This is a genomic window from Paenimyroides ceti (assembly GCF_030409925.1).
Map to the genome: position 1 here is coordinate 2,944,932 of NZ_JAUFQU010000001.1, position 25,068 is coordinate 2,969,999.

Consider the following 25,068-nt stretch of genomic DNA (forward strand, 5'->3'; position numbering starts at 1 on the left):
TATGGGATCAGTAAAACGTTTAAAAGCAACGGAAAAAGCACTGGAATTAATAAAAGAACTGGAAGCAGAACATGGACCGCTCATGTTTTATCAGGCGGGCGGATGCTGTGAAGGCACTCAGCCGATGTGCTTTACAAAAGGTGGATACTATCCGCGTTTAAATGACGTATGCATTGGACAGATTTCCGGATTTGATTTCTGGATTGACAGAGACCTCTTTGAATATTGGAAAAATGCTCAGTTTGAACTGGATGTATTAGATGGTTTCGGAACAGGCGGATTTTCACTGGAAATTCCAAAAGGAAAAACGTTTAAAGTAAATTATACCATATTCACTCCCGAAGAACTTGACCAATTAGAAGAAGTCAAAAAATATGAACATTAAAAAAGCCTGGCGAGAGCCAGGCTTTTTCATTCATAAATTTATTTATCTGTCGTATTGACAACAACCGTGAAGCTCGTCATACGTTTTTTGCGGAGCTTTAACATCTCTCGTATCATGTCCCACTTGTGCTACTGCTTTCTGTACCTCTAAAGCAGAGGTTTTTTCTTCATTTAATATCAAATGCAGGGTCTGGTCATCTGAATGCCATTCTGCCGACTTTACACCCTTTACACCAAAGGCAGCTTTCTCAATACGCTTTTTACACATATCACAGTTTCCTTTCACTTCGATATCGTGTTTTGCATTTTTATTTTTCTTTTCCTGAGCTGTTGCTGTTAAACTAAATAAAGCAACTAATACTATCATTACTAAATTTTTCATTTTATTATTTTTTAAATTTTATTTTATTTTAAATCTCAGACCTGCATAATACATTTGTCCGAAAATAGGAGCATACACAATAGTACTATCAAAATTTGAACCAAAGGGATCATCTGCTCCTAATATCACCCTGTTTTGCTGATAGTTACCTATATTCTCCCCTCCTACATACACTTCAAGACGTTCTGAAAAAACTTTTGTAATCTGTGCATTTATTGTAGAAAAAGGATTGGTATAAGATGGCAACTGATTTTCAGCGAGATTATCACCTGTATAAGGCAATCGTTGCTTACCTAACCAATTCCATGTCGCATCAAACTTCCATGAACCGCCTCTTTCCGTCTGATGCGTTTCAAACTCTATATTAGTAAAGAAACGATGTTTTGCCTGCAAAGGACGTTCAAGTGTACCTGATTTATAATCTGTCTGTATATCATAATATTTATAAGCCGAACGGATATTTAAGTGTTTAGCCAGATTATACGTTACATCAAACTGAAAGGAATTCGCAAATGAAGCTCCTTCCAGATTATAAAAGTTAACACTACGTGCAGATTGATCAATATCTACTACGATTTGATTCTGAAAATCTGTTCTGTAGAAATCGAATGCAATCTCTGTGTTTCTTCCGAAAAGTAAAAATCCCTGTGAAAAGCTGATTCCGTAATTCCATGCAATCTCAGGATTCATCCCGTATGCTTTTCCTCCTTCGTCCATTATATTAAACTTTCGGGAACTCGCAAACAGATATTGATTTTCTGCAAAGATGTTTGCAATGCGCTTTCCTCTTCCTGCTGACGCTCTCAAAACGGCTTTATCCCATGGATTATAGCGCATATGTAATCTTGGTGTAGCAAATAAACCTAAACGGTTAGACTGATCGGCACGCAACCCTAATACCAAAGCAAAATTATCTGCATTATCATAGGTATATTCAAAAAAAGCACCTACAGAATTATCCGTTCTGTCGTAATTCACAGATCCGAAATTGACAACATCTTCACTATAATTATCATATACAAAATTAGCCCCGGTAGAGAAAGTATGCATGGTATTGCTGATGATAGAACTATAGATAAAATTAGAATAAATACTTCTTTGCGTAATATCAAACTGATTCAACCCGTAATACGAATTTTGTTTGTGATAACTGAATGAGTTTTGCCAACCAAAACTTTTATAGGGCTGATCCGGAAAAACATAGCCGATTTTTGCATTAGCGTCAAACTTATCAGTATTGATTTCAGAACCCCATAATACAGTTGACAGTTTATCCTTATCTTTGTCAAAAGCAGTTTCACCTGTCTGCTTTTCGTCTTTCATATAGCGAGCCGTTAGAAAAGCGACCCAACCTTTCTCCATATTGATATATTGCCAACGATTCATCACATTGATCTGACTCCCCAACGGATTGTCTAAAAATCCATCGTGATTCATATCGTTCTTTTTTACCCTGCTGTTGCCATGTACAAATAAACTAGAACTCCATTTGTCTGAAATTTTCTCATTAAAATGAGCATTGATTTCGAAGCGGGCATCAGTAGAACCGTAAAGATTCAAATAAAAGGGAATATCATTAGCTGGTTTAATCAATTCAGTATTGATTTGCCCTGAAATACTTTCATACCCATTTACAACACTTCCTGCACCTTTGGTTATCTGAATACTCTCTACCCATGTACCCGGGATAAAAGACAAACCATAGGCCTGAGACGCTCCTCTTACAGTAGGAATATTCTCTTCAGCTATTAATATATACGGACTTGTAAGTCCCAACATTTTTATTTGCTTACTACCAGAAACCGCATCAGAAAAATTGACATCAATAGATGGATTGGTCTCGAAAGACTCCGCAAGATTACAACAGGCAGCCTTGAGCAATTCTCCGCTATTCATGGTTATTGTATTGGTATTGGATGTCAGAGATCTCTGAGTATTTTTCCGACGGGCAGCGATAACCAGTTCATCTAACGTATCCTCAGTCTTCAACTGAATCAACAGATCATCTGCAGATACCACTTTTATTTCCCGGGTAATAAAACCTACATAGGAAACTGAGAGAATACTCTCTTCCACATACGGAATTTCAAATTTTCCTTCTTCATCGGTTTCAACACCAAAAGAAGCATCAGCAAACATCACTGCCACTGAAGAAAGGGGTTGATTTTTCTCATCTACAACCTTACCTTTCAATACATCCTGTGCTTGCAGATTCAAAGAAAGAACCAACAGGCACAGCATCATATAATATTTCATTATAAACATACTTAAAGTTAATCAATAAACTATCTGTGATTGAAAAAACGGTACTTATGCGTATAATAAAAATTGTTGGTAAAGTTTGAAAAGCGGTGGTGCATTTTTATCTATATAAAAAGCAGTAAATGTATTTTGGGGAATAAACTCAGTAGCAGTTACATTAAAAAAGAAAGAAGAATAGCCCGAAGGCACATAAGCATCTACATGAAAGTTTAATACTTTAACGATAACCTGATCACCCACCTTTTTTACAATTTCATCTGAGCAGCAGTTCTTTTTTTTCTGTTCCTTCTGCGGTTTCTCTTTACAGCAGGAATGACTATCTTGCTCATGGTCCTTTGGGGATGAGGCAAAGTGATAACTCAATGTTACCGTTTCAATTTTTCCCTGACAATAATGCATATTTACAGCCAGTCCTACATTGGAGAACAAAAGAAAAGCTGCAAGTAAAAAAGCAATCTGTTTTTTGAAATACACTATTGTAAAATATTTTTTGGTAAATTTAATCTTTTTATCATACTCTTATACCTATTTACAAATAATTTTAACAACCAGCTTATATTATGACCTTTGAAGAATTAAAAATAAAAGCAAACGATATTCTTAACCACAATCTGCTGTTTGAAGAAAAGCTCTTACAGATTTGTCATCTGATACACGATGAGATAGCACATTATGACTGGGTAGGTTTTTATTTCAGAAACGGAAAAAAAGAAGAACTTATATTAGGCCCTTTTGCAGGCGAGCCAACAGATCATACCATCATTCCTTTCGGAAAGGGAATCTGCGGTCAGGTAGCAGTGAGTAATGAAAACTTTATTGTAGATGATGTGACAAATCAAGACAATTATATTTCCTGCAACATAAATGTAAAATCAGAAATCGTCATCCCGCTGTTTGTAAACGGAGAAAACATAGGTCAAATAGACATCGACTCTAATAAAATTAAAGCCTTTACAAGCGCAGATGAAGAATTCCTTGTATGGCTAAACAAAGAAATTGCAAAGCATTACCCTGAAAATCAAGGATAAAAACAAATTAAAAAATGATTGATAATTAAAAAAATTAATGTAAGTTTGCACCGAATTAAATATCAGTTTTAATTCTTACATAAAAATCATTAAATAATATTGGCATGTATTTAACTAAAGAAACAAAAGAAGAAATCTTCGCTAAACACGGAGGAAATGCAAAAAACACAGGATCTGCTGAAGGGCAAATCGCTTTGTTCACTTACAGAATCTCTCACTTAACTGAGCACTTAAAAAAGAATCGTCATGATTATAATACAGAGCGTTCATTAGTTTTGTTAGTAGGTAAAAGAAGAAGTCTTCTTGATTATTTAAAGAAAAAAGAGATCAACAGATATCGTGAGATTATCAAAGAATTGAATATTAGAAAATAATCAACTAAAAAGAGGTGCCTTTGCGCCTCTTTTTTTTTAAGCAAAACAAAAGCTAAAAAGCTTGGTTTTTCATTGGGTTTCAAACAACTACACAACAACACAACAACACAATCAGCCTGCCTGGCAGGCAAAACAAAAACCCTTTGTTTAATTTAAGAACTAAAAGAATTTTATGATTCCTAAAGTAACCCAAGAAATTATCGATCTGGGAGATGGAAGAACCATTGAGATCGAAACCGGCAAATTAGCCAAACAAGCAGACGGCTCTGTTGTTCTGCGCACAGGAGACGCTATGCTATTAGCTACAGTGGTTTCTGCAAGAACTGCTAATCCTGGAGTTGACTTTTTACCATTAACTGTAGATTACAGAGAAAAATTCTCTGCTGCAGGTCGTTTTCCGGGAGGTTTCTTCAAAAGAGAAGCACGTCCGAGCGACAAAGAAATTTTAACCATGCGTTTAGTAGACCGCGTATTACGTCCTCTTTTCCCGGATGATTATCATGCAGAAACTCAGATCATGATTCAGCTATTGTCTCATGATGAGAATGTAATGCCGGATGCAATGGCTGGTTTAGCTGCTTCAGCAGCTTTGGCTGTTTCGGACATTCCTTTTTACAATTACATCTCTGAAGTAAGAGTAGGAAGAATCAACGGACAGTTTATTATCAACCCAAGCAAACAACAATTAGAAGAATCAGACATCGACATGATGATTGGTGCCTCTAAAGATTCTGTTGCTATGGTTGAAGGAGAAATGAAAGAGATTTCTGAGCAGGAGATGGTGGAAGCAATTAAGTTTGCCCATGAAGCGATTATCAAACAGATCGAAGCTCAGGAAAGAATGAGAGCGGCTCTAAACCTTACTTACCGTGAGTATGAGCCTGAAGTTAATGATGAAGCAATCCTTGAAAAAGTACATGCTTTCACGTATCAGAAACTGTACGACATTGCTTCAGAAGCGAGTGCAAAGCACGAAAGAAGTGAGAAATTCTCTTTATTAAAAGAAGAACTACTGGCTACTTTTACTGAAGAAGAAGTTTTGGAACAAAATGAACTTATTTCTAAGTATTTTTCTAAAACACAAAAAGAGGCGGTCCGCAACCTTATCCTGGATCAGGGTATTCGATTAGATGGACGTAAAACAACTGAAATCCGCCCAATCTGGTGCGAAGTAAGTTATTTACCATCTGCACACGGATCTGCTGTATTTACCAGAGGTGAAACTCAGGCACTGGCAACAGTAACATTAGGTACTTCAAGAGAAGCGAACGTAATAGATTTGCCAAGTGAACAAGGAGAAGAGCGTTTTTATTTACAATACAACTTCCCTCCTTTCTCTACCGGAGAAGCAAAACCATTAAGAGGGGTATCTCGTAGAGAAGTTGGTCACGGTAATCTGGCACAACGTGCTTTAAAAATCATGGTTCCTGATGACTGTCCATACACAATCCGCTTAGTATCAGACGTTTTAGAATCTAACGGATCTTCATCTATGGCAACTGTATGTGCAGGAACATTGGCTTTGATGGATGCCGGTGTACAAATAGAAAAACCAGTTTCTGGTATTGCTATGGGATTAATCTCTGATGCGAAGACCGGAAGATGGGCTGTATTATCAGATATTTTAGGAGATGAGGATCATCTTGGTGATATGGATTTCAAAGTTACTGGTACTGCAAACGGAATCACAGCATGTCAGATGGACATCAAAATAGAAGGTCTTGCATACGACATTATGGAACAGGCTTTGAAACAGGCTCGTGACGGACGTCTTCATATCCTTGAAAAATTGACCGATACAATTGCTGAACCAAACAAACAGGTAAAAGCACATGCTCCTAAGATCATCAAGTTTGAAATTCCTAAAGAATACATCGGTGCTGTTATAGGACCAGGTGGAAAAAATATTCAGAATTTACAGGCTGACACTGCAACTACAATTGTTATTAATGAAGAAGGAAACTTCGGAATTATTGAAATTTTAGGAACGTCTCAGGAAGGAATGGACAAAGCGATCCAAACCATACAAAACCAAACATTTGCTCCTGTTGAAGGTGATGTTTACACTGTAAAAGTTACTAAAATATTAGATTTTGGTGCTGTGGTAGAATTTGTACCGGGTAAAGATTCTTTACTCCATGTATCTGAATTAGAATGGAAGCGTGTTGAAAATGTTTCTGATATTCTTAAAGAAGGAGATGTAATTGAAGTAAAATATTTAGGATTAGATCCTAAAACAAAGAAACCAAAAGTTTCCCGTAAAGCTTTATTACCTCGTCCTCCAAGAGAGGATAAAAAACCTGAATCACAAGATTCAGCAAATAATCAGCCTAAAAAAGAAGGAGATAAAAAATAATCCCTTTCGCTATATAAAAAAATCCGCTTATAAAAGCGGATTTTTTATTTTTAATAAACAGGACTATCTTGGACTTACCGAAATTCTTCTGTCTAAAGCTCTCTCTTCTTCACTTGCAGAAGCATCTCTTGTAGCAAATTCTGATCCATATCCTTCTGCTCCGGTTACCTGAGATCCCAATCCGGCATCAGCAATATACTTTTTCACAGTCATAGCACGATCTGTCGATAATTTCAGATTATAAGATTCATTTCCCGTTTTGTCAGTATAGCCTCCTATTTTAATTTTAGCATCCGGAAATGCTTTTAAAATAGCGACAATATTATCCAATTGCACTTTAGAATCTGCTGTAACAACAGCTTTACCGGTTTCAAAATTCAGATTATCAAAATCAAACCAGACATTTTTCAGTTCTTCTTCAGATTTTCCTTTATAATCGGTCTTAAGAAAAGCCACCAATCGATCTTCTATACCTCCTTTATAGGCGTCCAGAGTAACACCTCCAGGTAATTCTACTTTCAGTTTCTCACGTGTTGCAGGTGTCGTATTTTCTGATAATGGCGTGGAAGCTGGTGAGGTAGTTACAGTATCAGTACGGTCAGTTGTGTCGCTTGTACTGATAAAGTGTTCATTACAGGATCTGTATAAAATAAAAATCAATACAATTCCAAGTAATAGCGGAATCAATATTTTTAAAATAGAACTTCCTTCTTTTTTATCTTGTCTTCTGGCTTCTTCATTTGAAGCATAATGATGTGTTTCTACTGGGGTCGGTGGTACGGGAGGAGTTACTGGCGGTGGCGGCACATTGTTTGCCGGATCTACATCAATTTTATGAGTATCCGTCCAACCGGTAATTCCCGGTATAGCCAAACCAGCAGGTAATAAAGAACTTACAGAACTAAAATTAGTACCAATAAACTCTTTAATAGTTCCCAAATCAAAATCAGGAGCAATTCCTTTTAAATAATCAAAAACACCAAGAGCGGATGTATTCAAAACAGTTTCTGCTGAACCATGACCAATACCCGCCGCAGTTGAAATAGAATTTACTACTTCCGATTTATGTCCGTCAAACAATTCTGACAAAACAGAAGGCATACTTGAAATCTTGGTAGCAAAATCTGTATTCTCATCTGTAAAAATACTTTTTACACTGGTAAATAACCCCGATAAAGCATTTTTGTCTTTTTGAAATAAACTTGCGAGAATGGCAGGAATAGCGATATCAAAACCCTTGTTGATATTGGCTTCCGGCTCATTGGTCGTAAACCCTAAATTGTCAATTAACTCAGGAGAAATGTAGGATTTAATCCTTTGAATGATAGAATTTTCCATAGCTTCATTTTTATAATTTTACATTAAATTTAAATAAAAAATAAGAAAAAAACTAAAAAATTAACTTTAAAACATCATTACTTATTTTTCTCTTCTATCCATTTGGACAAATAACGTGAAGCCAGAAACTGTTGTTGCAGTAAAATTTGTCCGATGAAATGTTGCTTACGCCATTTCATAACATCTTCTGTTATGATACTTAACTTATTTTCAAATTGATCATAAAAAGTATCTTTATCAAAATTTTGATAGAGAAACGATACAGATAAATGCTGTTTTTCTTTCCATAGAACTTCTTCCTGAAAAAGGCTTGAGGAGCGTTCTACTAATTCTTCCACTTTATCCGTAATAAAACCTGGCCAGTTTTCTTTAAACAACCCTTCAGCTCCAATAGTTGAAGTTACAGATGGTAAACCAGCATACACAGCATCAACAAATTTTCCTTTGAGCCCTGCTCCAAAGACTATTGGCGCCAGCAATAAGCGATACTGCGACATAGTTGCTATAGCATTTTCAGCCTTTCCTCTGATAAAAAACCGATTTTTAGGCTGATGCAGTTCCATTACTTTTTGTGAAACATAAGAACCGTAGATATGCAGTTCAGCATCGGGAAGCTTTTCTTTCAATGAAGGCCATATATATTCTTTCAGATATCGGACAGTCTGATAATTGGGTTCATGCCAGAAATTTCCAATAAACATGATGTGATTTCTTTCTTCATACGGTACCCATTTTGCAACAGTTTCGGTTGTGAGTGGAGCATGCATAAAAGGTAAATGTAAAAGACTTGTTGCGGGAATTTTAAATTCATTGATCAATAATTCCATTTCTGAAGTTGAAATAATCAATGTCAAATCACAACGCAAGATAGCAGCCAGCTCTCTCTTTGCCTCTTCTGTATAAAAATCGACCTCTATTTTCTTTTTATAGCTTATCTCACGGGCTTTTCTTACAAAATGCAGATCTTCAGTATCAAGAATTGTAAGTGCAGCAGGACACACTTCTCTTACTCTCCAGCCATACTGTTCTTCTATCATAAAACGGTCAAACATGATAACATCAGGTTCTAAAATTTTGATGAACTCATCGAAAGAAGAATGATTTAGCATAATGTCATGCTCAATAATACCATCATCTGTCAAATTATAGGAAGCTGGTGTTTTCTGGGCTGCACATGCAAAATGAACAGCATATCCCTGAACTCTAAAAAAATCCAGAAGCTGTGTCATGCGCCAACCGGCTGCTGAAGATGTTGGTTCTGGCCAGACCAGACCGATGACCAGTACTTTTTGTTTCATAAATGCAAAATAACGAAAACATCTCTCATTACTGTAATAAAACGTATGATAAATATTATTCGTAATTTTAGCGTTTTAAAGTACAAAATATGTTAGGTTTAAAATTATTGACAGATCCACGCTGGGCTAATATTGCCGAAGGGAATTTAGAAGAAATTTTGACAGATCACGCCTGGTGCGAGCAGAAAGCTGCTACCAATGCTATTACCATCATCACATATAACTCTGAATACGAAGATTTAGTAACGACTATGCTTGAAATTGCTATAGAAGAGCTGGAACACTTCAGAATGGTTCATGAAATCATTAAAGAAAGGGGTTATTCACTGGGAAGACAACGCAAAGATGATTATGTAAATCAGCTTTTTAAATTCATGAAAAAAGACGGCAGCAGAAATGATGCCTTTATCGATAATTTATTGTTTGCAGCCATGATCGAAGCAAGAAGTTGTGAACGTTTCAGAGTATTATCTGAAAATATCAAAGATAAAAGCCTTGCCGATTTTTACAGAGAACTGATGATTAGTGAAGCCTCTCATTACACTACTTTTATTAAGTTTGCAAAGAAGTACAGTGAAAAGACAGATGTAGATAAGCGATGGAAAGAATGGTTGGATTTTGAAGGTCAGCTTATACAGAACTATGGAAAAAATGAAACTGTACACGGATAAAAAAGACTCTTTACAGAGTCTTTTTTAATACCAGTTTAAATCAAGCGTATAAGCATAACTTACTTTAGACTTTACAGGCACTCCTTTAAAAGTTGCCGGATACCAGTTTTCTTTGGTATCAAAAGCTTTTAAAAAGCGATAATCGAGTTTAGAAATATGGTTATCGAGTGTAATACCGGTTACTTTTCCTTCTTCGGAAATTTCATAATACGCTACAACCGTTAATTGCACTAACTGATGCGTTCTGAGTACCGCCCAGTCTTTATCGTTCAGATTCATTCCCTTACGTATCTTTTTATTCAGGTCTTCATATCCACCTTTAGGAATAGCTGGTTTATAATAAGGACTGCTGTATAAGTTGTTATAAATCTTTACTACCATTGTAACCCGCGACGACACTTTTTTTCCATTTTCATCTTCCGCCGGATTCCAAAGTGGCAATTTTTCAAAAACCTCTGTAAAATAGGCAGTTAAACCAAGTTCATCTTCAACAACCCTCAATTTGGAAACGGAACCGTCAGGACGAACAAAAAAGCTAAGTTTAACATCTAATGTTTCTGAGGTTATTCCCAGAAATTTGTCTTCAGGTATGTTCAGTTTTTGAAGCAGTTCTTTGGAAAACTCCTCCTTGCTCACAACCGGAGTTGCTTTTTTTACAATGGAAGTTATGGGATCCTGTGCAAAAAGTATTTGAGTGATCCCAAAAAATAAGAACACTAATAGTTTCGAATACGGCATTTTAAATATCTCCTTAAATTAATATGAAATAATCTTGACGAGTGTTCCTTGCTCATCAAAGAGAAACCATTTCCCTTTTTTGTCCCAGACAATCATTTTATCATCTGTTCTTTGCTTACTAAGACCAAACTCCGATATATTTCCGTTTTCATAAAAAAGATAATTGATACAATAGTCTTTATGATATACTTCTTTGCGCACACGTTTATGACCATCATAATATAACCAGATACCCTTTTCATTACCCATTTTGTCATACCTTCCTTTTATAAGCGCTCCTTCTGCACGATCTTTTTTAGTCTGATAACGCCATTTGCCTACCCTAACACCATCTTTCTCCTTATTGACAGAACAAGATACTATAACTGGAATTGACAAAAGAAACATCCATACTTTTTTCATATTAGATCGTAATTTAGTTTGTTTTACAGAGTTGTAATCAAAATTAAAATAACAGCAAAACAGAGTGATGAAGTCTCTATACTGATATATTGTTATTTTGCTTTTTGTAAATGTATCGGTAAAGTTACATAAGATCTTACTACTCTGCCGTTTATTTTCCCCGGAATCCAACCTTTTGTCCCTTTTACAGCCTGTAAAACAGAAGCATTGCACGCAGAAAGATCAGATTTTAAAATTTCAGGATTTGAAATTGTACCGTCTCTTTCAACAATAAAACGAAGCAGTATCTCTAAGTTCTTCTTTTTAATTTTCTCTCGTTGACAAATCATGTTGTCCTGAATACTTTCATAGAATTTCCCGTAACCTGCCATATAATAAGCAACTTTATCAACTGTTTCATATATAGGCTCTTCTTCCGAAGTAGGAGATGGTTTTAAAGTCTGAGAAAAAGAGTGCATACAAAAAAGCAGCATTAGGAGTGTAGTTAAATGTTTCATATGATTTTTTGGGCTAATTTAACAACTTTTGTTAATAGTATAGTGAAAAAAAACATTAAAAAACCTCTTTTACTCCTATTATAAGAAGTATTTTTGCTAAAAACGGGAGAGTTTTGAACACATTCATTTACAAAAATACTACCATTTATTATAAGGATTCCGGAAAAGGGAATGCCCTGATCTTTCTCCATGGTTTTCTGGAAGATCATACCATGTGGAAAAACCTTGCCACTTCATTTGAGACAAAATACAGAATAATTTCTGTTGATTTATTAGGTCACGGTCAATCGGGCTGCTTGGGGTATATACATACAATGGAGGATCATGCCGATATGCTTTTTTCTTTGCTTACGGAACTACGCTTGCGAAAAGTAAGCCTCATTGGTCATTCTATGGGAGGTTATATTGCCCTTGCTTTTGCAGAACTCTATCCCGATTATGTACGCAATCTCGTTCTTATCAATTCATCGGCAAGAGCTGATAGTGAAGAACGAAAAAACAATAGAGACAGAGCCATTGAAGTAGTTAAAAGAAACAGTGATGCTTTTATAAAAATGGCTATCAGTAATTTGTTTCTATCTGAATTTCAGGAAACGCTAAAAAAGGAAATTGAGGAAAGTATTGCTACAGGTCTTCGCACTCCGGTACAAGGTATTATTGCTTCTCTTGAAGGTATGAAAATCAGAGAAGACAGAGAGGTACTACTCCACTTCGGCCCCTATCCCAAACTGATGATTAATGGTATACATGATACTGTTATTGCTATAGATGACATAAAAGATCAGACTGTTGGTACAGAAGTAGAAACTCTTTTTCTGAACGGAGGTCATATGTCGGTTTTAGAGCATCCGAATGAAGTACAAAATACGCTGTCCGTCTTTCTGAAAAAGAAATAATTAACCCATATTTTCTTCAAATGCTATTTTTGGGTCTAATATTTCTAAAATCAGTCCGATGAGTTCATTTTTGAAAGCATCAATTATATCTGGGCTGATAACCGTTTGTATGTGTTTATCCTGTTCAAGATTGAACAACAAAAAGCCTCCTTTTCGGTTTTTAAAAGAATAAATACCAACTTCAAGAGGGTATAACTGTTCCTCATTCTGATACATCAATGCATACCCTAAGAGCTGGATAACTTTTTCATATTTCAAATCTGTAGTCAATCCATCAAAAGTTTTGATACGCACCTGATTTTTCTCAACCCTGCCTGTCTTGTAATCAATGATACGCAAGGTATTGTTTCGGATCTCAATCCGGTCTACAATACCCGAAATCTTAACCGGATAAGGCAATCTCTCATCTGTAATTTCATAAGACAGTTCTTTCTCAAGAGCAAGTATCTTTATAGCATCACCATTTATTATGGCTTCTTTTTCAAAATTCAGATAATGTATAATATTTCTTTTAGCAACTTCATAGGCCAGAAGATTTTTACCGAGCTTATCTTTTGCGTTTGAATAAATTAATTCAAACTGACTGTTGATTTCAGCTTCTACCTTCTGTTCAATTTGTTGCATATTTTCCAACGTAAGGTATTGATTCAGATAAGGACGAAACAATTCTTCCAATGAGTTATGAATTATAGTTCCCAAAGTATTTAACGCTACATTTTCTTCCACCTCATCCAATTCACGAATGCGTAAAATACGCTGAAAATAAAATTGAATAGGGTTTCTCAAATAATTGGACAAAGCAGATGGAGAAAATCCTTTTTCAGTCGCTATTTTTTTCAATTCAGACAATAATTCGGAAGATTTGGGAATAGTGACCGGTACATAAGCTTTGTCTGGTATGAAAGAATAATAATCAGAATTAATAAGGTTATGGTTTGGTTGCTTTTCGATCTCAAGTTGTGTAATAAAACGACTTTTTTCAGCACTGTTCATACCTTCCGTTTCTGAATTATAAATCAGATATACATTACCGGCTCTTTTTATCATATGATAAAAATGGTAACTGTAGATCGCATCTTTTTCTTTATAGGTTGGCAAACCCAACTCCTGTTTTACATCGTATGGAATGAAAGAATTATTTGATTTACCTGAAGGAAACTTTCCTTCATTGAGTGATGTTATAATTACAGTATCAAAATCAAGAACACGACTTTCCAAAACCCCCATAATCTGCAAACCTTGCAACGGCTCTCCTTCAAAAGACACTTCTGCCAGATCTGCAATTTGTTTATACATGATATACAACTGCTCAGGTGTAGCAACAGCTTCATACGTATCTACGTAATTTTTGATTTGATTTACTGCCTTATACATACTAAAAAGAAAAGTAAGCGACAGGCGGTCTTCTATCTGTTGAAGGTATTTTTTGATATGAAGTATAATTTCCTGTATTCTTTCAACGATTTCCTTTACTGGAATATCCCATTTGCCGATAACCAGTTCATAAAATGGTATTGTTTTGTCCTGTAGTTCCCGTAAGGTGTCATTAGAGAAAAAAGTAAGATTGTTTCTGTTGATTTTCTTTACTACATTATCTCCGTTTAGAAGATGAAATAACAGAGGATGTGACAATACCTCAACTACTTCTTTATGATAATAGACATAGTTTTTTTGATTTCTTTTTAAAGCGTTGATATGCATTTTGAATACCTTGTTCAAAAAGATTTGAATAGGATTTGAAGCACTTTCATATCCCATAGTAATATTGAACCCCTTGATAGATTTCGGGAGCGCATACAATACTGGCATCAGTAATTTTTCGTCACTTAAAATTACCGCTACTTTGGTGAGATCACTGTTTTGTTTCTGGAGATCTTCAATAATTTTTCCTGCGATTTTAGCCTGTCCAACTGCTTTTGGAGTACTGATGACATGAATATCTTTTTGGTGTCGGAATTCGTCTACTATCCATTCATACGGATGTGTTTTGTAGTATCCCCAATTTTCTTTTATTTTTCTTGCAAAGTATCCTGCATCGTGATAAGGATCATTCAAAAACTGAATATCCTGATCCCAAAATACTCTCGCCTGATTATTTTTCAGCAGATACTGAATTATTTTTTCTTCTGCCTGATTCAAAGCGTTGAAACCGGAAAAATAATATTTTAAATGCGATCTGTTTTTAGAGAAATATTCCAGATTATTTACTGCCTCTCTATAAACCAATCCTTGATATCCGGCTTTTTTAGATAATAAATGGGCATATAATTGATTATAATACAAAGGCAGTGTTTCCCAGAAATTCAGATAATTCTGAATCATAGAAGTTCTGTTTTCAAGATCCAGGGACCAATGTTTAATATCCTCAATATCTTTAAGATAAGAAAAAACATGGATGGGATTCAATAAATAACGATCTATTTCATTAAAATCCTGAATGAGCATTTTTGCCCAATTCGAAAACACCTCAAAAGCTTGTTGATTTTCTTTCGGAGTGATGCTTTTATAGACTTCATAAAATTCAAACAATAAAGCTACAGGATCCAATACATTTACTGAGGCCATTTCTTTAATCAGCTCATCTATACTAATAATCTGAGGAGCAAAGAAAGTAGTATCAGCATACTTTTTCATTCGTTCCAACAGAAAAACTTTTGCTCTTTTATTAGGTAAAACAATAATAGTTTCACTAAAGTCCGAATCAAAATCGGCAAATAGCTGCTGTGTTAACTTATCAAGAAAGGTAATATTTTGCATAGGTTAAATATAAAAAAAACGCCTCATATATGAGGCGTTTCTTTTTATTAAAGTCGTCGTAAATTATTTGATTAATCTAACTTCTGTACGACGGTTATTAGCTTTACCAGCTGCTGTTTTATTTGTATCGATTGGACGTTTAGATCCGAATCCTTCAGCAGTTAAACGATCAGCTTTAATTCCTTTAGAGATCAAATAATCTCTTACTGCATTTGCTCTGTCTAAAGATAGCGGATCATTGATTTTATCGCTTCCTGAACTATCTGTGTGACCTTCGATTGCAAACTTAGCTGTTGGGAATTGTTTCATCACGTTAGCCATGTTATCCAATACTGCGAATGATTTCTCCTGGAAAGTAGATTTATTCGTGTTGAATAAAATTGTTTTACCATAGTCATTCAATTGTTTGATGTGCTCTTCTTTTACTTCAGGACAACCTTTGTTAGAAGCTGGACCAGGAACATCCGGACATTCGTCTAAATGATCAGGCACTCCGTCTCCGTCTCTATCTGGCCAAGGACATCCGTTGTTTTCTTTTGGACCAGGAACTTCAGGGCACTCGTCTTTATGATCAGGGATACCGTCTCCATCTGTATCAGGACATCCGTTGAATTGTGCTAATCCAGGAACTTCAGGACACTCATCATTGATATCAGGAATACCGTCTCCGTCTGTATCAGGACATCCGTTAAATTCTGCAGGACCTGGCTCGAATGGACAGTTGTCTAAATGATCAGGAATACCATCTCCGTCAGAGTCAGGACATCCGTTGAATTCTTTAAGACCGAAAACTTCAGGACACTCATCGTATTTATCTAAAATACCATCTCCGTCTGTATCTTTACCTCCGAAACGGAAAGTAATTCCAGCCATATGCTGTAAATGTGAAGGTACTGAAATATCATTTGCTCTATCAACACCATCATCTTCAAATTGTTTTTTGTAAGTAGATGAAATGCTTAAACCGATATTGTCAGAAAACCAAATATTAAGTCCTAAACCTCCGGCTACGTGTCCTGATGAAGCTTTCCCTAAGAAAGTATATCCTCCACCAAGGTTCACAACAGGATCAAACCATTTAGAACCGATTAAACCACCGATGCTGTATTTAAACATACCATCAACACCGTAATACATTAAATCTGTAGATTGTAAAGTATAATCAACCGGATCTTCAGTTCCAGGCACAAAAACGCCCATTGCTACTTTCTTCACTTTGTTTACAGAACCTGTAACACCAAAAGATAAGTTACCACCTAAGTATCTGTTTACACTTAAAGTAGAAACTGATGGTAAAATACTCCAGTTATCAGTTTGGAAATATTGTCCGAATCGTTGACTTACATCGCCACCCATTGCACTAACTCGTGCTCCGTCGATTGCGTTAACCCCTACAGAAACTGCCCAAGGTTGATCAGCTGTTTGCGCATTAGCCGAAACTCCGGCTAACATGACAGCAGCTGCAAATAATTTGTTTAGATGCTTCATAACTATTATTTATTTTTTTTACTTACTGTAATATAGTGACAAAAATACATTGTTAATCGTAATAAACAAAAAAATATGTTAATTATTTTTAATCCTGATGCACTATATATGTTAATATTACACTACTTTAAGCTCTTTTCCTACTTTTATGAATGCTTTAATTGCTTTATCAAGATGTTCCTGAGTATGAGCTGCAGATAATTGCACACGGATTCTTGCTTTTTCCTTTGGTACTACCGGAAAGAAGAATCCTATTACATAAATCCCCTCTTCAAGTAACTTATCTGCCATGTTCTGAGACAGTTTAGCGTCATAAAGCATAACCGGAACGATTGCTGAGTCCCCGTCAATGATATCAAAACCAGCTTCTTTCATACCTTTTTTAAAATAGTTGGTATTCCATTCAAGCTGATCACGTAATTTAGTATCTTTAGAAAGTAACTCGAAAACTTTTAAAGAAGCTCCGACGATAGCCGGTGAAAGAGAATTAGAAAACAAATAGGGTCTTGAACGCTGACGTAAGATCTCAATAATTTCCTTTTTAGCAGTTGTGTATCCGCCCATAGCACCCCCTAATGCTTTACCAAGTGTTCCTGTGATAATGTCTACTCTTCCTAACACATTCTTAGCTTCCATCGTTCCTTTTCCGGTAGCTCCGATAAATCCTGCCGCATGACATTCATCTACCATTACCATTGCATCATATTTATCTGCCAGATCACAAATCTTATCCAAAGGCGCTACTAAACCGTCCATGGAAAAAACACCATCGGTAACAATAAGCTTAAACCTTCTGCCTTCTTCATTAGCCTGTATCAGTTGTTTTTCAAGGTCCGCCATGTCATTATTCTCATAGCGGTAACGCGCTGCTTTGCAAAGACGAACCCCGTCTATAATAGAGGCGTGATTAAGACTATCCGAGATAATACAGTCTTCTGCACCTAATAAAGGTTCAAAAACACCGCCATTTGCATCAAAAGCTGCCGCATATAAAATAGTATCTTCTGTTCCGTAAAAAGAAGCAATCTCAGCTTCTAACTTTTTATGAATATCCTGAGTTCCACAAATAAAGCGAACAGATGACATACCAAAACCATGCGAATCAAGTGCATCTTTTGCTGCCTGTACCACTTCAGGGTGCGAGGATAATCCCAAATAATTATTGGCACAAAAGTTTAAAACGGTCTGTCCGTTATCAATTTTAATTTCAGCTCCCTGCGGAGAAACAATAATACGTTCTTTCTTAAAAAGTCCATTATCCTTTATTGTGTCAAGTTCCTTTTGCAGGTAATCCTTAATAGCTCCGTACATATTTCGTTACTGTGTTTGATTAATTGTTTACAAATGTATTATTTTTAAATCATCCTGTAAATAAAGTAATACTTTTTTAGACACATCATACCCCATTTCCTCTAAAGCCATAGCATATTCATTGACTTGTTTAATATACTTTTCCTGCTCATTTCCGGTTTTATAATCCAACAGATAGGCTTTTTTACCCAGCACTGTTACCCTGTCGGGCTTTATATTTTTATAATTGTTTTTTAAGATTGTTCTTTCTGAATATACAACAGCTTTTTCATTATAAAAATCCTGCAATTCCGGATGATTTACAATTTTTTCCATCATTTCACGTATGGGAATTTCTTTGTCTTTTGTCAGAAAGCCTAAACTAAGTGCATTCTCAACAACTTCATCAATATCGCTTTTGTAGCGTACAGCAGCCATAAGCTCATGGACTAAATTTCCGAATTCAATCGCTTTTTGTGCCTGAGAATCCCACATAATAGCCTCCCGTTCTGCAATCTTAATCATATCAGTTGTAATACCTTCTTCCACGGCTGTAATCATAACCGGTTTTTTTCTGAATTGGTCATCATCTTTGACAGAAACTCTTGACTGCTCTCCAAATGAAAAGACCGTTTGCTGTTCATCATACATTTCTTCGTCCATCAAAAAACGTATAAATTGTGACGAAAGATTATTCGGCAATCCGCTTTTATTAATGTTTTTATATGAAATCACATATAACTGCTCTTCAGCACGCGTCAGTGCTACATACAATACATTGATATTATCGAGCATCTGTTCCTGTTTTTTTACATCAAACAGCTCCTGTGCCTTAAGTCCGTATTCCCGTACATCATTTTTTAAATCGATCAAAGCTTTAGGAATACCAAGAGTCTCTCCTTCTTCGAAATCAATCCATATCTTATCTTTTGATCTTGAGTAATCTTCTTCTGCAAACGGAAAAATTACTACAGGAAATTCTAATCCTTTTGATTTATGGATGGTCATCAACTGTACCGCATTGATATTTTCAGGAGAAGGGATGCTCAATTTCTGAAAATTAGAATCCCAATATGTCAGAAAATCAGTAATACTGCTCTGATATTTTACCGTACGCTCCAATACAAGGTCCATAAAATACTGGACATACGAAAGTGTTTTTTTCTCTTTAATCAGGCTGTCAACTATATACTCCGTTGCGGCATAAAGAGAATTTTTACGCGCAAATGAAAAGTCTATCTTTATCCCATTTGTGGAAAGCCAATTCTGAAACATAATTTCATTCTCAATAGAAATTCCGGCTGCAATGAAATCATGAACAGGCAGATCCTGTTGCTTATATCTGGCTGCGAAATATAAAAACTGGGCTTTAGCTTCCTTATCCCTGTCGTTTTTGAGATATCGGAGTACATTTAACAGCACTCTTACTTCTGTTGCATTATTAATCAAAAGTGTTTCAGAAGATATAATAGGAATATTCTGCTCTGTCAGAAAATTTGCCAGTAATACCCCTTCGGATCTGCGTCTGGTAAGAATCACGATATCAGCATATTCAAACCCTTGCGCTCTTACTGCATCTATTACCCGTAAGGTTTCATCTAAATACTGTTGCTGTTTGGTCAGCTCAGACAGCTCAGCTTCGTCAGTATTTTTTTCTAAGAGGGTAATCTGAACGTATCCTCCTGATTTGGGATTGATATGCTGGTAACTTCCTGTATCATATAACAGATGGTAATCAGAGTTTGAGAAATTATGCGCCATCTGTTTAAAAAATCGATTGTTAAAGGTAATGACTTCGGAATAACTTCTGTAGTTCGTTTCTAAATTGCGGGTATCTTTTGACGGATTTGAAAACGGATTTTCATCCTTACTCAACGCAATAAACTGCTCTGCTTTTCCACCGCGCCACCTGTAGATCGACTGTTTTGGATCCCCTACAATCATTAGACTGCCTTTCGCTCCGTAATCATCCTGTCCGGACAGGGCATTATCAATTAACGGAATAAGATTCTGCCACTGCATTTCTGATGTATCCTGAAACTCGTCTATAAAAAAATGCCTGTATTTTTCCCCTAAGCGCTCATAGATAAAAGGAGCCGGCTGGTTTTGTATTTCTTTATTGATTATAGCATTAAACTGAGCTATCGAAAGAACATTTTGCTCTTCCTGAATACGGTTCAATTCAAGATTGATCGAATTCAGCAAAGACAGAGGGGTAAGATTTTTCAAGAAGGCTTCATAAAAATAAAATTTACCATACAGAGCATAGATAGCGTTGGTCTTTTCTAAAAAATAAGGAATAAGACTGGTGATTACAGGTCCGTCAATGGCTGTTTTATTTATTTTAATATCTTCGGGATTGATGTATTTTTTAGAAGTAGTAGAGAAACGGTCTTCAAGGATAGACTGAATGTGCTTTGGAAAATACTGTCCGCTAAAAGATTTCAGCTCTATTTGATTTTGCTGAATCAGCGTCATTATTTCCTGTGCGAGATGCAGAATTTCAGCATGTGTTTTTTCTTTTTGTTCCTTTACCTTTTTTCTCAGGGCAATAAAATCAGGCAATGATTTTTCCTGAAAAGATTTTAATTCGTTTCTGTTATTCTCATTCAGCAGTAAACTTCCCACTTCCAACAGTTCTTTGGTTATGTCCCAGCTTTTATCATTATCTGCTTTTTCCAAAGCAAACTCGAGCAATAATTTTGTAAGTTCTTTATCAGAGCCCGCTTTAGCGATAATAGCATCCACAGCTTCCTGCAATAAAGCCTCTGTTTCTAAAGAAACATCAAAAGAGACCGGAAGATTTAAATCATGAGCAAATGAACGGATTACCTTATGTGTAAATTTATCAATTGTAGATATATCAAAAGCAGCGTAATTATGAATGATATTCTTAATAATCCTTTTTGATTTCTCTCTGATTAACGCTACATTTTGCCCTGTTTCCTGAGCGATTTCCTGCATAAGAGAGGCCGTCTTCTGTGTCACTTCCGGCAAGCTGAAAGCATAAAGACTGCTTACTACTCTGCTTTTCATCTCATTAACCGCTTTATTGGTAAAAGTAATGGCCAGAATCTTCTTATATGCATCATCTGTCGGAGCCAGAAATAAAATTTTCAGATATTCCTTTACAAGGGTATACGTTTTTCCGGAACCTGCTGAAGCATTATATATAGAGAAAGATGTTTTATCCAAAATGATGTTTTTTACAATTGTGTTAACTTTATTTACGGCAACATAACTTTTTTAAGTTAACAAATATTACTAAATTTGAATAAAAATAATACTAATCTTATAAATAAAAAATTATGGCATTTGAGTTACCAAAATTACCATACGCATATGACGCTTTAGAGCCGCATATCGATGCTCGTACAATGGAAATCCATCATACAAAACATCACAATGCATATACGACAAATTTAAATGCAGCTATTGAAGGTACTGCTTTGGAAGGAAAATCAATTGAAGATATTTTAACCAATTTAGATTTGAATAACAAACCGGTACGTAACAACGGTGGCGGTTATTACAATCACAACCTATTTTGGGAAATTCTTGCACCTAATGCAGGAGGGGAACCTAAAGGAGCTCTTGCTGAAGCAATCAATGCAGCTTTCGGATCATTTGAAGCATTTAAAGATACGTTTTCAAAAGCAGCAGCTACTCAATTTGGTTCAGGATGGGCATGGTTAGTTGTTAAAGATGGAAAATTAGAAGTAGGTGGTACACCAAATCAGGACAATCCGTTGATGCCGAATGTAGGTATTTCCGGAACTCCGATATTAGGTTTAGATGTATGGGAACATGCTTATTACCTGCACTATCAAAATCGTCGTCCAGACTACATCAACGCATTCTTTAATGTGGTAAACTGGAATAAAGTAGCTGAAAAATTTGAAGCTGCTAAATAATTTAAAGACATTTTGAGTCATTATAAAAAAATCGCTTACTTTTAAGCGATTTTTTTATGCTTGTATGTTAGAAATTATTTATCAGGACGATTATTTAGTAGCCATTAATAAACCGCATGGCCTGTTGGTACATCAATCACCTATTGCCCGTGACGCAGATGAGTTTGCCATTCAGTTACTAAGGGATCAGTTGTTAAAAAAGGTATATCCTGTACACCGGATCGATCGGAAAACATCAGGAGTTTTGCTTTTTGCATTCGATAAAGAAATCAACAAAAGTCTCACAGAACAGCTGACACTTAAAACTGTTGAAAAAATCTATCATGCCATTATCAGAGGGTATACACCCGATGAACTTTTTATTGATTATCCTTTATACAAAGACAATGGTGTACTGCAAGAGGCACAAACCCGAATCAGAACACTCGACAGAGCAGAGATAAATATACCATCGGGAAAACACAGCTCCTCCAGATATTCCTTTATTGAAGCTGCTCCAATAACAGGCAGAATGCATCAGATCCGTAAACATCTGGCACATATCTTCCATCCGATCATTGGAGACCGGCCTCATGGATGCAATAAACAGAATAAAATATGGCTTGAAAAATTTGAAATGAACACCATGCTGTTACATGCGCATAAGATGGTATTTACTCATCCTGTTACAGAAGAAAGAATAACGCTTATTGCAAATCCGCAAACTGAATTCCGGCGCGCTTATGAAATATTGGCTTTCGGTAAGGAAATTCCAGTAATATGTTCTGATAAAAATTAACGGCTACTTAACTAAAATACTCTATTATTAATAGCATATTCACTTACAAAAAGCTACTCCTTTTATGAATACCTTCTATTACATTTTATCCTGTCTCTCTATTTTTGCCAGTCTTATTCCTCTAATACAGAATCAACACTGGACTTTTCGGATTTTTGACTTTGGAAAAGTTCAGATACTCGTCATACAAACCATATTATTCATTACTTCATGGTTTTTAGTTACTCCGTCTAATTTATTTTATATAATACAGGCTGGATTGCTGGGTTGTATGATTTATGAAATTTCATTGCTTTATAAATACACTCCGCTATACAAAATTGAAAAGCTGGAAAAAACAGAGCGTTCTTCGCGAAGCATATCTCTTGTTTCCGCAAATGTATATCAGTTCAACACAGAATATCAGCGCTTTATTGATTTTGTACAAAAAGAAAATCCGGATATTATCTTAACGATGGAATCCGATAAAAAGTGGGAAGATGCCTTACAGGTTTTCAAAAAAGATTATCCTTATTTCCATGAGATTGGATTAGAAAATACGTATGGTATGCATCTGTATTCCCGTATAGAAATTACAGCCTGTAAAGAACACTATTTTATCGCAGACGATATACCCAGTATTGAAGCAACACTGAAAACAAAAGACGGATTCGAATTTGTGTTTTTTGGGGTACATCCACCACCACCGAGTCCAACTGAAGAAGACAATTCTAAAGAACGGGACGGAGAGTTACTGGCTGTAGCCAAAAAGGTAAGAAAACAGCAAAAGACAAGTGTTGTTGTAGGAGACTTTAACAATGTGGCATGGGCAAAATCTTCTATACTCTTCAGAAAAGCATCGCACATGATTGATCCGAGAATCGGTCGGGGACTGATTTCTACCTTTCACGCCCGATATTGGGTGTTACGCTTTCCAATAGACCAAATGTTTCATACAACAGATATCTTTGTAGAAGAGATCGCAGCAAAAGAAAATTTCGGGTCAGACCATTTACCTTTATATTGCAGATTTTTTATTGACAAAAGAAACGATGATCAGGAAGAACAGATAGAACATCTTGAACAGGAAGAAATGGAGGAAGTAGATGAAATGATATCAGAAGGAAAAAAAGAGGAAAGCAACAGAGAAGCAATTGCAACGGAATAGGTCTAATCTTATAATTGTTTTATATTTGTATGGATTTACACTAAATTTATGAAAGCATACATATCTATTGATTACACCGGAAGAAAAAAACTAAACAAAGAAATAATTGCTTTAGGAATGGCTTTGGGAAGCGCAAATGTAGAGCAGCATATTTTTGTTGATAAAAATCCGTTGGAAGAGGGTCAGGAGTCTGAATTGATGCATAAAGCTTTGCAGGAAATCGATACCTGCAATTTTTTAATTTTAGAATGCTCTCATTTAAATGTAACTTCCTGTATTGAAGCCGGGTATGCAAAAGCAAAACGCAAACCTATTGTTTATCTGCAGAATGAAAGTGCTACAATTTCGCCGGTTCTTTCAGGAATCAGTAATTTTCATATTTTTTACAACTCTCCAAAAGACCTATTCGATCAGATGAGTGAATTTCTCAAAAACATACTGCCTCAGAAATAAGAATATTACAGGTTTCTGCGCTCTATACTATGGCTTCATACCGCATATTCCATCCGATAGAAAAGCATCGTTTCCCAAAAGATATCTACCTTTTATCATTATCCGTTTTAACATCTTGTTTTGCGCTATTTTGCTTTATAAATCCTCCTGTAAAAAGCGGATTAAAGCTAATTGTTCTACTGGTATGCACAGCAAGTTGGATGATGCTCTTTTTACAATGGTTTGTCAATGATAAAACTGTTGATTTCAGAAAAGGAGTTTTCAAAGGTTTACTGACTCTTGAAAAAGACCGGATTATATGTGATGACAAAACATATCTTATTAAGGATATAGAAAATATCTCTATCACTAACAGCGATTATAAATATAAACATCAACGCTGTAAGATTTTTGGTCCGAGACTTTCCATTGGAACCAAAAATGTTATAACATTACAGTTAAAAAACAAAACGCTTGTAAAAGCTTTCTTTCAGCAGGAACACGACAACCAAATAGTAGCCTCAGAACAAGAGCTTATCTCCTATTTTCAAGAAGGCATTCTTGGTAAAAAAAACCTCATCAATCTCATCGGCAGTTTCTGATACTGACTTCTTCTCAAATATATTATTATATTTG

General features: G+C 35.7%; 23 protein-coding genes. 11 read left to right on the forward strand and 12 right to left on the reverse strand.

Going from position 1 to position 25,068, the window contains the following annotated elements; all coding sequences use genetic code 11:
* Position 1 precedes the first annotated feature (1 nt).
* The gene (locus QW060_RS14505) at positions 2–385 is read left to right on the forward strand and encodes a DUF779 domain-containing protein (protein ID WP_290364184.1); all 384 of its coding nucleotides are present in this window, start codon (positions 2–4) and stop codon (positions 383–385) included.
* Positions 386–427: 42 nt separating this feature from the next.
* On the opposite strand, the gene QW060_RS14510 is transcribed toward QW060_RS14505, so the two are convergent.
* From QW060_RS14510 to QW060_RS14520, 3 genes are read right to left on the reverse strand one after another with little or no spacing between them, the layout of a single operon-like run.
* Positions 428–766: a heavy-metal-associated domain-containing protein gene (locus tag QW060_RS14510; protein WP_290364185.1), complete on the reverse strand. Its 339-nt coding sequence runs from the start codon at positions 764–766 to the stop codon at positions 428–430.
* An 18-nt stretch (positions 767–784) separates the two neighbouring features.
* Complete coding sequence (locus QW060_RS14515; protein ID WP_290364775.1) at positions 785–3,025, reverse strand: TonB-dependent receptor; 2,241 nt, start codon at positions 3,023–3,025, stop codon at positions 785–787.
* A gap of 51 nt (positions 3,026–3,076) precedes the next feature.
* Positions 3,077–3,502, reverse strand: coding sequence for an HYC_CC_PP family protein (locus QW060_RS14520; protein WP_290364186.1), 426 nt, complete (start codon positions 3,500–3,502; stop codon positions 3,077–3,079).
* Positions 3,503–3,588: 86 nt separating this feature from the next.
* Here QW060_RS14520 and QW060_RS14525 point away from each other — a divergent pair, with 86 nt between their 5' ends.
* The 3 genes from QW060_RS14525 to QW060_RS14535 all read left to right on the forward strand — a co-directional run bounded on the left by QW060_RS14525 (position 3,589) and on the right by QW060_RS14535 (position 6,786).
* Positions 3,589–4,056, forward strand: coding sequence for a GAF domain-containing protein (locus QW060_RS14525; RefSeq protein ID WP_290364187.1), 468 nt, complete (start codon positions 3,589–3,591; stop codon positions 4,054–4,056).
* Positions 4,057–4,160: 104 nt separating this feature from the next.
* Complete coding sequence (gene rpsO / locus QW060_RS14530; protein ID WP_290364188.1) at positions 4,161–4,430, forward strand: 30S ribosomal protein S15; 270 nt, start codon at positions 4,161–4,163, stop codon at positions 4,428–4,430.
* Between the two features lie 172 nt (positions 4,431–4,602).
* The gene (locus tag QW060_RS14535) at positions 4,603–6,786 is read left to right on the forward strand and encodes a polyribonucleotide nucleotidyltransferase (protein ID WP_290364189.1); all 2,184 of its coding nucleotides are present in this window, start codon (positions 4,603–4,605) and stop codon (positions 6,784–6,786) included.
* A 63-nt stretch (positions 6,787–6,849) separates the two neighbouring features.
* Here the strand turns inward: QW060_RS14535 and QW060_RS14540 are convergent, their stop codons facing one another.
* Together QW060_RS14540 and QW060_RS14545 are read right to left on the reverse strand one after the other, a co-directional pair.
* Entirely contained in the window at positions 6,850–8,124 is a 1,275-nt protein-coding gene (locus QW060_RS14540) for an OmpA family protein (RefSeq protein WP_290364190.1), read from the reverse strand.
* A gap of 77 nt (positions 8,125–8,201) precedes the next feature.
* On the reverse strand, positions 8,202–9,422 hold the full coding sequence (locus tag QW060_RS14545; RefSeq protein WP_290364191.1) for a glycosyltransferase: 1,221 nt from the start codon (positions 9,420–9,422) through the stop codon (positions 8,202–8,204).
* A gap of 89 nt (positions 9,423–9,511) precedes the next feature.
* On the opposite strand from QW060_RS14545, the gene miaE reads away from it, so the two are divergent.
* Positions 9,512–10,093 (forward strand): tRNA-(ms[2]io[6]A)-hydroxylase, encoded by a 582-nt coding sequence (gene miaE / locus QW060_RS14550; RefSeq protein ID WP_290364192.1) that lies wholly within the window; start codon positions 9,512–9,514, stop codon positions 10,091–10,093.
* 24 nt (positions 10,094–10,117) lie between these two features.
* On the opposite strand, the gene QW060_RS14555 is transcribed toward miaE, so the two are convergent.
* From QW060_RS14555 to QW060_RS14565, 3 genes are all read right to left on the reverse strand, one after another.
* Positions 10,118–10,831 (reverse strand): hypothetical protein, encoded by a 714-nt coding sequence (locus tag QW060_RS14555; RefSeq protein WP_290364193.1) that lies wholly within the window; start codon positions 10,829–10,831, stop codon positions 10,118–10,120.
* Between the two features lie 18 nt (positions 10,832–10,849).
* Positions 10,850–11,233, reverse strand: coding sequence for a hypothetical protein (locus QW060_RS14560; RefSeq protein ID WP_290364194.1), 384 nt, complete (start codon positions 11,231–11,233; stop codon positions 10,850–10,852).
* Positions 11,234–11,325: 92 nt separating this feature from the next.
* Positions 11,326–11,730 carry an energy transducer TonB gene (locus QW060_RS14565; RefSeq protein WP_290364195.1) on the reverse strand — a complete coding sequence of 135 codons (405 nt, stop codon included), beginning with the start codon at positions 11,728–11,730 and terminating at the stop codon, positions 11,326–11,328.
* Between the two features lie 113 nt (positions 11,731–11,843).
* Between QW060_RS14565 and QW060_RS14570 the strand changes: the two genes are divergently transcribed.
* Positions 11,844–12,626: an alpha/beta fold hydrolase gene (locus QW060_RS14570; RefSeq protein WP_290364196.1), complete on the forward strand. Its 783-nt coding sequence runs from the start codon at positions 11,844–11,846 to the stop codon at positions 12,624–12,626.
* On the opposite strand, the gene QW060_RS14575 is transcribed toward QW060_RS14570, so the two are convergent.
* From QW060_RS14575 to QW060_RS14590, 4 genes are all read right to left on the reverse strand, one after another.
* Positions 12,627–15,383: a PD-(D/E)XK nuclease family protein gene (locus QW060_RS14575; protein WP_290364197.1), complete on the reverse strand. Its 2,757-nt coding sequence runs from the start codon at positions 15,381–15,383 to the stop codon at positions 12,627–12,629. It lies immediately after the preceding gene.
* Positions 15,384–15,446: 63 nt separating this feature from the next.
* Entirely contained in the window at positions 15,447–16,871 is a 1,425-nt protein-coding gene (locus tag QW060_RS14580) for an OmpA family protein (RefSeq protein ID WP_290364198.1), read from the reverse strand.
* Between the two features lie 117 nt (positions 16,872–16,988).
* On the reverse strand, positions 16,989–18,182 hold the full coding sequence (kbl, locus tag QW060_RS14585; protein WP_290364199.1) for a glycine C-acetyltransferase: 1,194 nt from the start codon (positions 18,180–18,182) through the stop codon (positions 16,989–16,991).
* A gap of 27 nt (positions 18,183–18,209) precedes the next feature.
* Positions 18,210–21,359 (reverse strand): UvrD-helicase domain-containing protein, encoded by a 3,150-nt coding sequence (locus QW060_RS14590; RefSeq protein WP_290364776.1) that lies wholly within the window; start codon positions 21,357–21,359, stop codon positions 18,210–18,212.
* Between the two features lie 110 nt (positions 21,360–21,469).
* On the opposite strand from QW060_RS14590, the gene QW060_RS14595 reads away from it, so the two are divergent.
* The 5 genes from QW060_RS14595 to QW060_RS14615 all read left to right on the forward strand — a co-directional run bounded on the left by QW060_RS14595 (position 21,470) and on the right by QW060_RS14615 (position 25,034).
* Positions 21,470–22,075 (forward strand): superoxide dismutase, encoded by a 606-nt coding sequence (locus tag QW060_RS14595; RefSeq protein ID WP_290364200.1) that lies wholly within the window; start codon positions 21,470–21,472, stop codon positions 22,073–22,075.
* 64 nt (positions 22,076–22,139) lie between these two features.
* Positions 22,140–22,853 carry a pseudouridine synthase gene (locus QW060_RS14600; RefSeq protein WP_290364201.1) on the forward strand — a complete coding sequence of 238 codons (714 nt, stop codon included), beginning with the start codon at positions 22,140–22,142 and terminating at the stop codon, positions 22,851–22,853.
* A 64-nt stretch (positions 22,854–22,917) separates the two neighbouring features.
* On the forward strand, positions 22,918–24,000 hold the full coding sequence (locus tag QW060_RS14605; protein ID WP_290364202.1) for an endonuclease/exonuclease/phosphatase family protein: 1,083 nt from the start codon (positions 22,918–22,920) through the stop codon (positions 23,998–24,000).
* A 48-nt stretch (positions 24,001–24,048) separates the two neighbouring features.
* The gene (locus tag QW060_RS14610) at positions 24,049–24,453 is read left to right on the forward strand and encodes a hypothetical protein (RefSeq protein ID WP_290364203.1); all 405 of its coding nucleotides are present in this window, start codon (positions 24,049–24,051) and stop codon (positions 24,451–24,453) included.
* A gap of 29 nt (positions 24,454–24,482) precedes the next feature.
* On the forward strand, positions 24,483–25,034 hold the full coding sequence (locus QW060_RS14615; RefSeq protein WP_290364204.1) for a hypothetical protein: 552 nt from the start codon (positions 24,483–24,485) through the stop codon (positions 25,032–25,034).
* Positions 25,035–25,068: the final 34 nt, after the last annotated feature.

What these genes read in the sequence shown, in the direction of transcription:
- miaE (WP_290364192.1), top strand. Translation starts at nt 9,512, where the DNA reads ATGTTAGGTTTAAAATTATTGACAGATCCACGCTGGGCTAATATTGCC.
- QW060_RS14555 (WP_290364193.1), bottom strand. Translation starts at nt 10,831, where the DNA reads ATGCCGTATTCGAAACTATTAGTGTTCTTATTTTTTGGGATCACTCAA.
- QW060_RS14575 (WP_290364197.1), bottom strand. Translation starts at nt 15,383, where the DNA reads ATGCAAAATATTACCTTTCTTGATAAGTTAACACAGCAGCTATTTGCC.
- QW060_RS14580 (WP_290364198.1), bottom strand. Translation starts at nt 16,871, where the DNA reads ATGAAGCATCTAAACAAATTATTTGCAGCTGCTGTCATGTTAGCCGGA.
- QW060_RS14615 (WP_290364204.1), top strand. Translation starts at nt 24,483, where the DNA reads ATGGCTTCATACCGCATATTCCATCCGATAGAAAAGCATCGTTTCCCA.
- QW060_RS14535 (WP_290364189.1), top strand. Translation starts at nt 4,603, where the DNA reads ATGATTCCTAAAGTAACCCAAGAAATTATCGATCTGGGAGATGGAAGA.
- QW060_RS14505 (WP_290364184.1), top strand. Translation starts at nt 2, where the DNA reads ATGGGATCAGTAAAACGTTTAAAAGCAACGGAAAAAGCACTGGAATTA.
- QW060_RS14525 (WP_290364187.1), top strand. Translation starts at nt 3,589, where the DNA reads ATGACCTTTGAAGAATTAAAAATAAAAGCAAACGATATTCTTAACCAC.
- QW060_RS14595 (WP_290364200.1), top strand. Translation starts at nt 21,470, where the DNA reads ATGGCATTTGAGTTACCAAAATTACCATACGCATATGACGCTTTAGAG.
- QW060_RS14610 (WP_290364203.1), top strand. Translation starts at nt 24,049, where the DNA reads ATGAAAGCATACATATCTATTGATTACACCGGAAGAAAAAAACTAAAC.
- QW060_RS14565 (WP_290364195.1), bottom strand. Translation starts at nt 11,730, where the DNA reads ATGAAACATTTAACTACACTCCTAATGCTGCTTTTTTGTATGCACTCT.
- rpsO (WP_290364188.1), top strand. Translation starts at nt 4,161, where the DNA reads ATGTATTTAACTAAAGAAACAAAAGAAGAAATCTTCGCTAAACACGGA.
- kbl (WP_290364199.1), bottom strand. Translation starts at nt 18,182, where the DNA reads ATGTACGGAGCTATTAAGGATTACCTGCAAAAGGAACTTGACACAATA.
- QW060_RS14540 (WP_290364190.1), bottom strand. Translation starts at nt 8,124, where the DNA reads ATGGAAAATTCTATCATTCAAAGGATTAAATCCTACATTTCTCCTGAG.
- QW060_RS14545 (WP_290364191.1), bottom strand. Translation starts at nt 9,422, where the DNA reads ATGAAACAAAAAGTACTGGTCATCGGTCTGGTCTGGCCAGAACCAACA.
- QW060_RS14510 (WP_290364185.1), bottom strand. Translation starts at nt 766, where the DNA reads ATGAAAAATTTAGTAATGATAGTATTAGTTGCTTTATTTAGTTTAACA.
- QW060_RS14560 (WP_290364194.1), bottom strand. Translation starts at nt 11,233, where the DNA reads ATGAAAAAAGTATGGATGTTTCTTTTGTCAATTCCAGTTATAGTATCT.
- QW060_RS14605 (WP_290364202.1), top strand. Translation starts at nt 22,918, where the DNA reads ATGAATACCTTCTATTACATTTTATCCTGTCTCTCTATTTTTGCCAGT.
- QW060_RS14600 (WP_290364201.1), top strand. Translation starts at nt 22,140, where the DNA reads ATGTTAGAAATTATTTATCAGGACGATTATTTAGTAGCCATTAATAAA.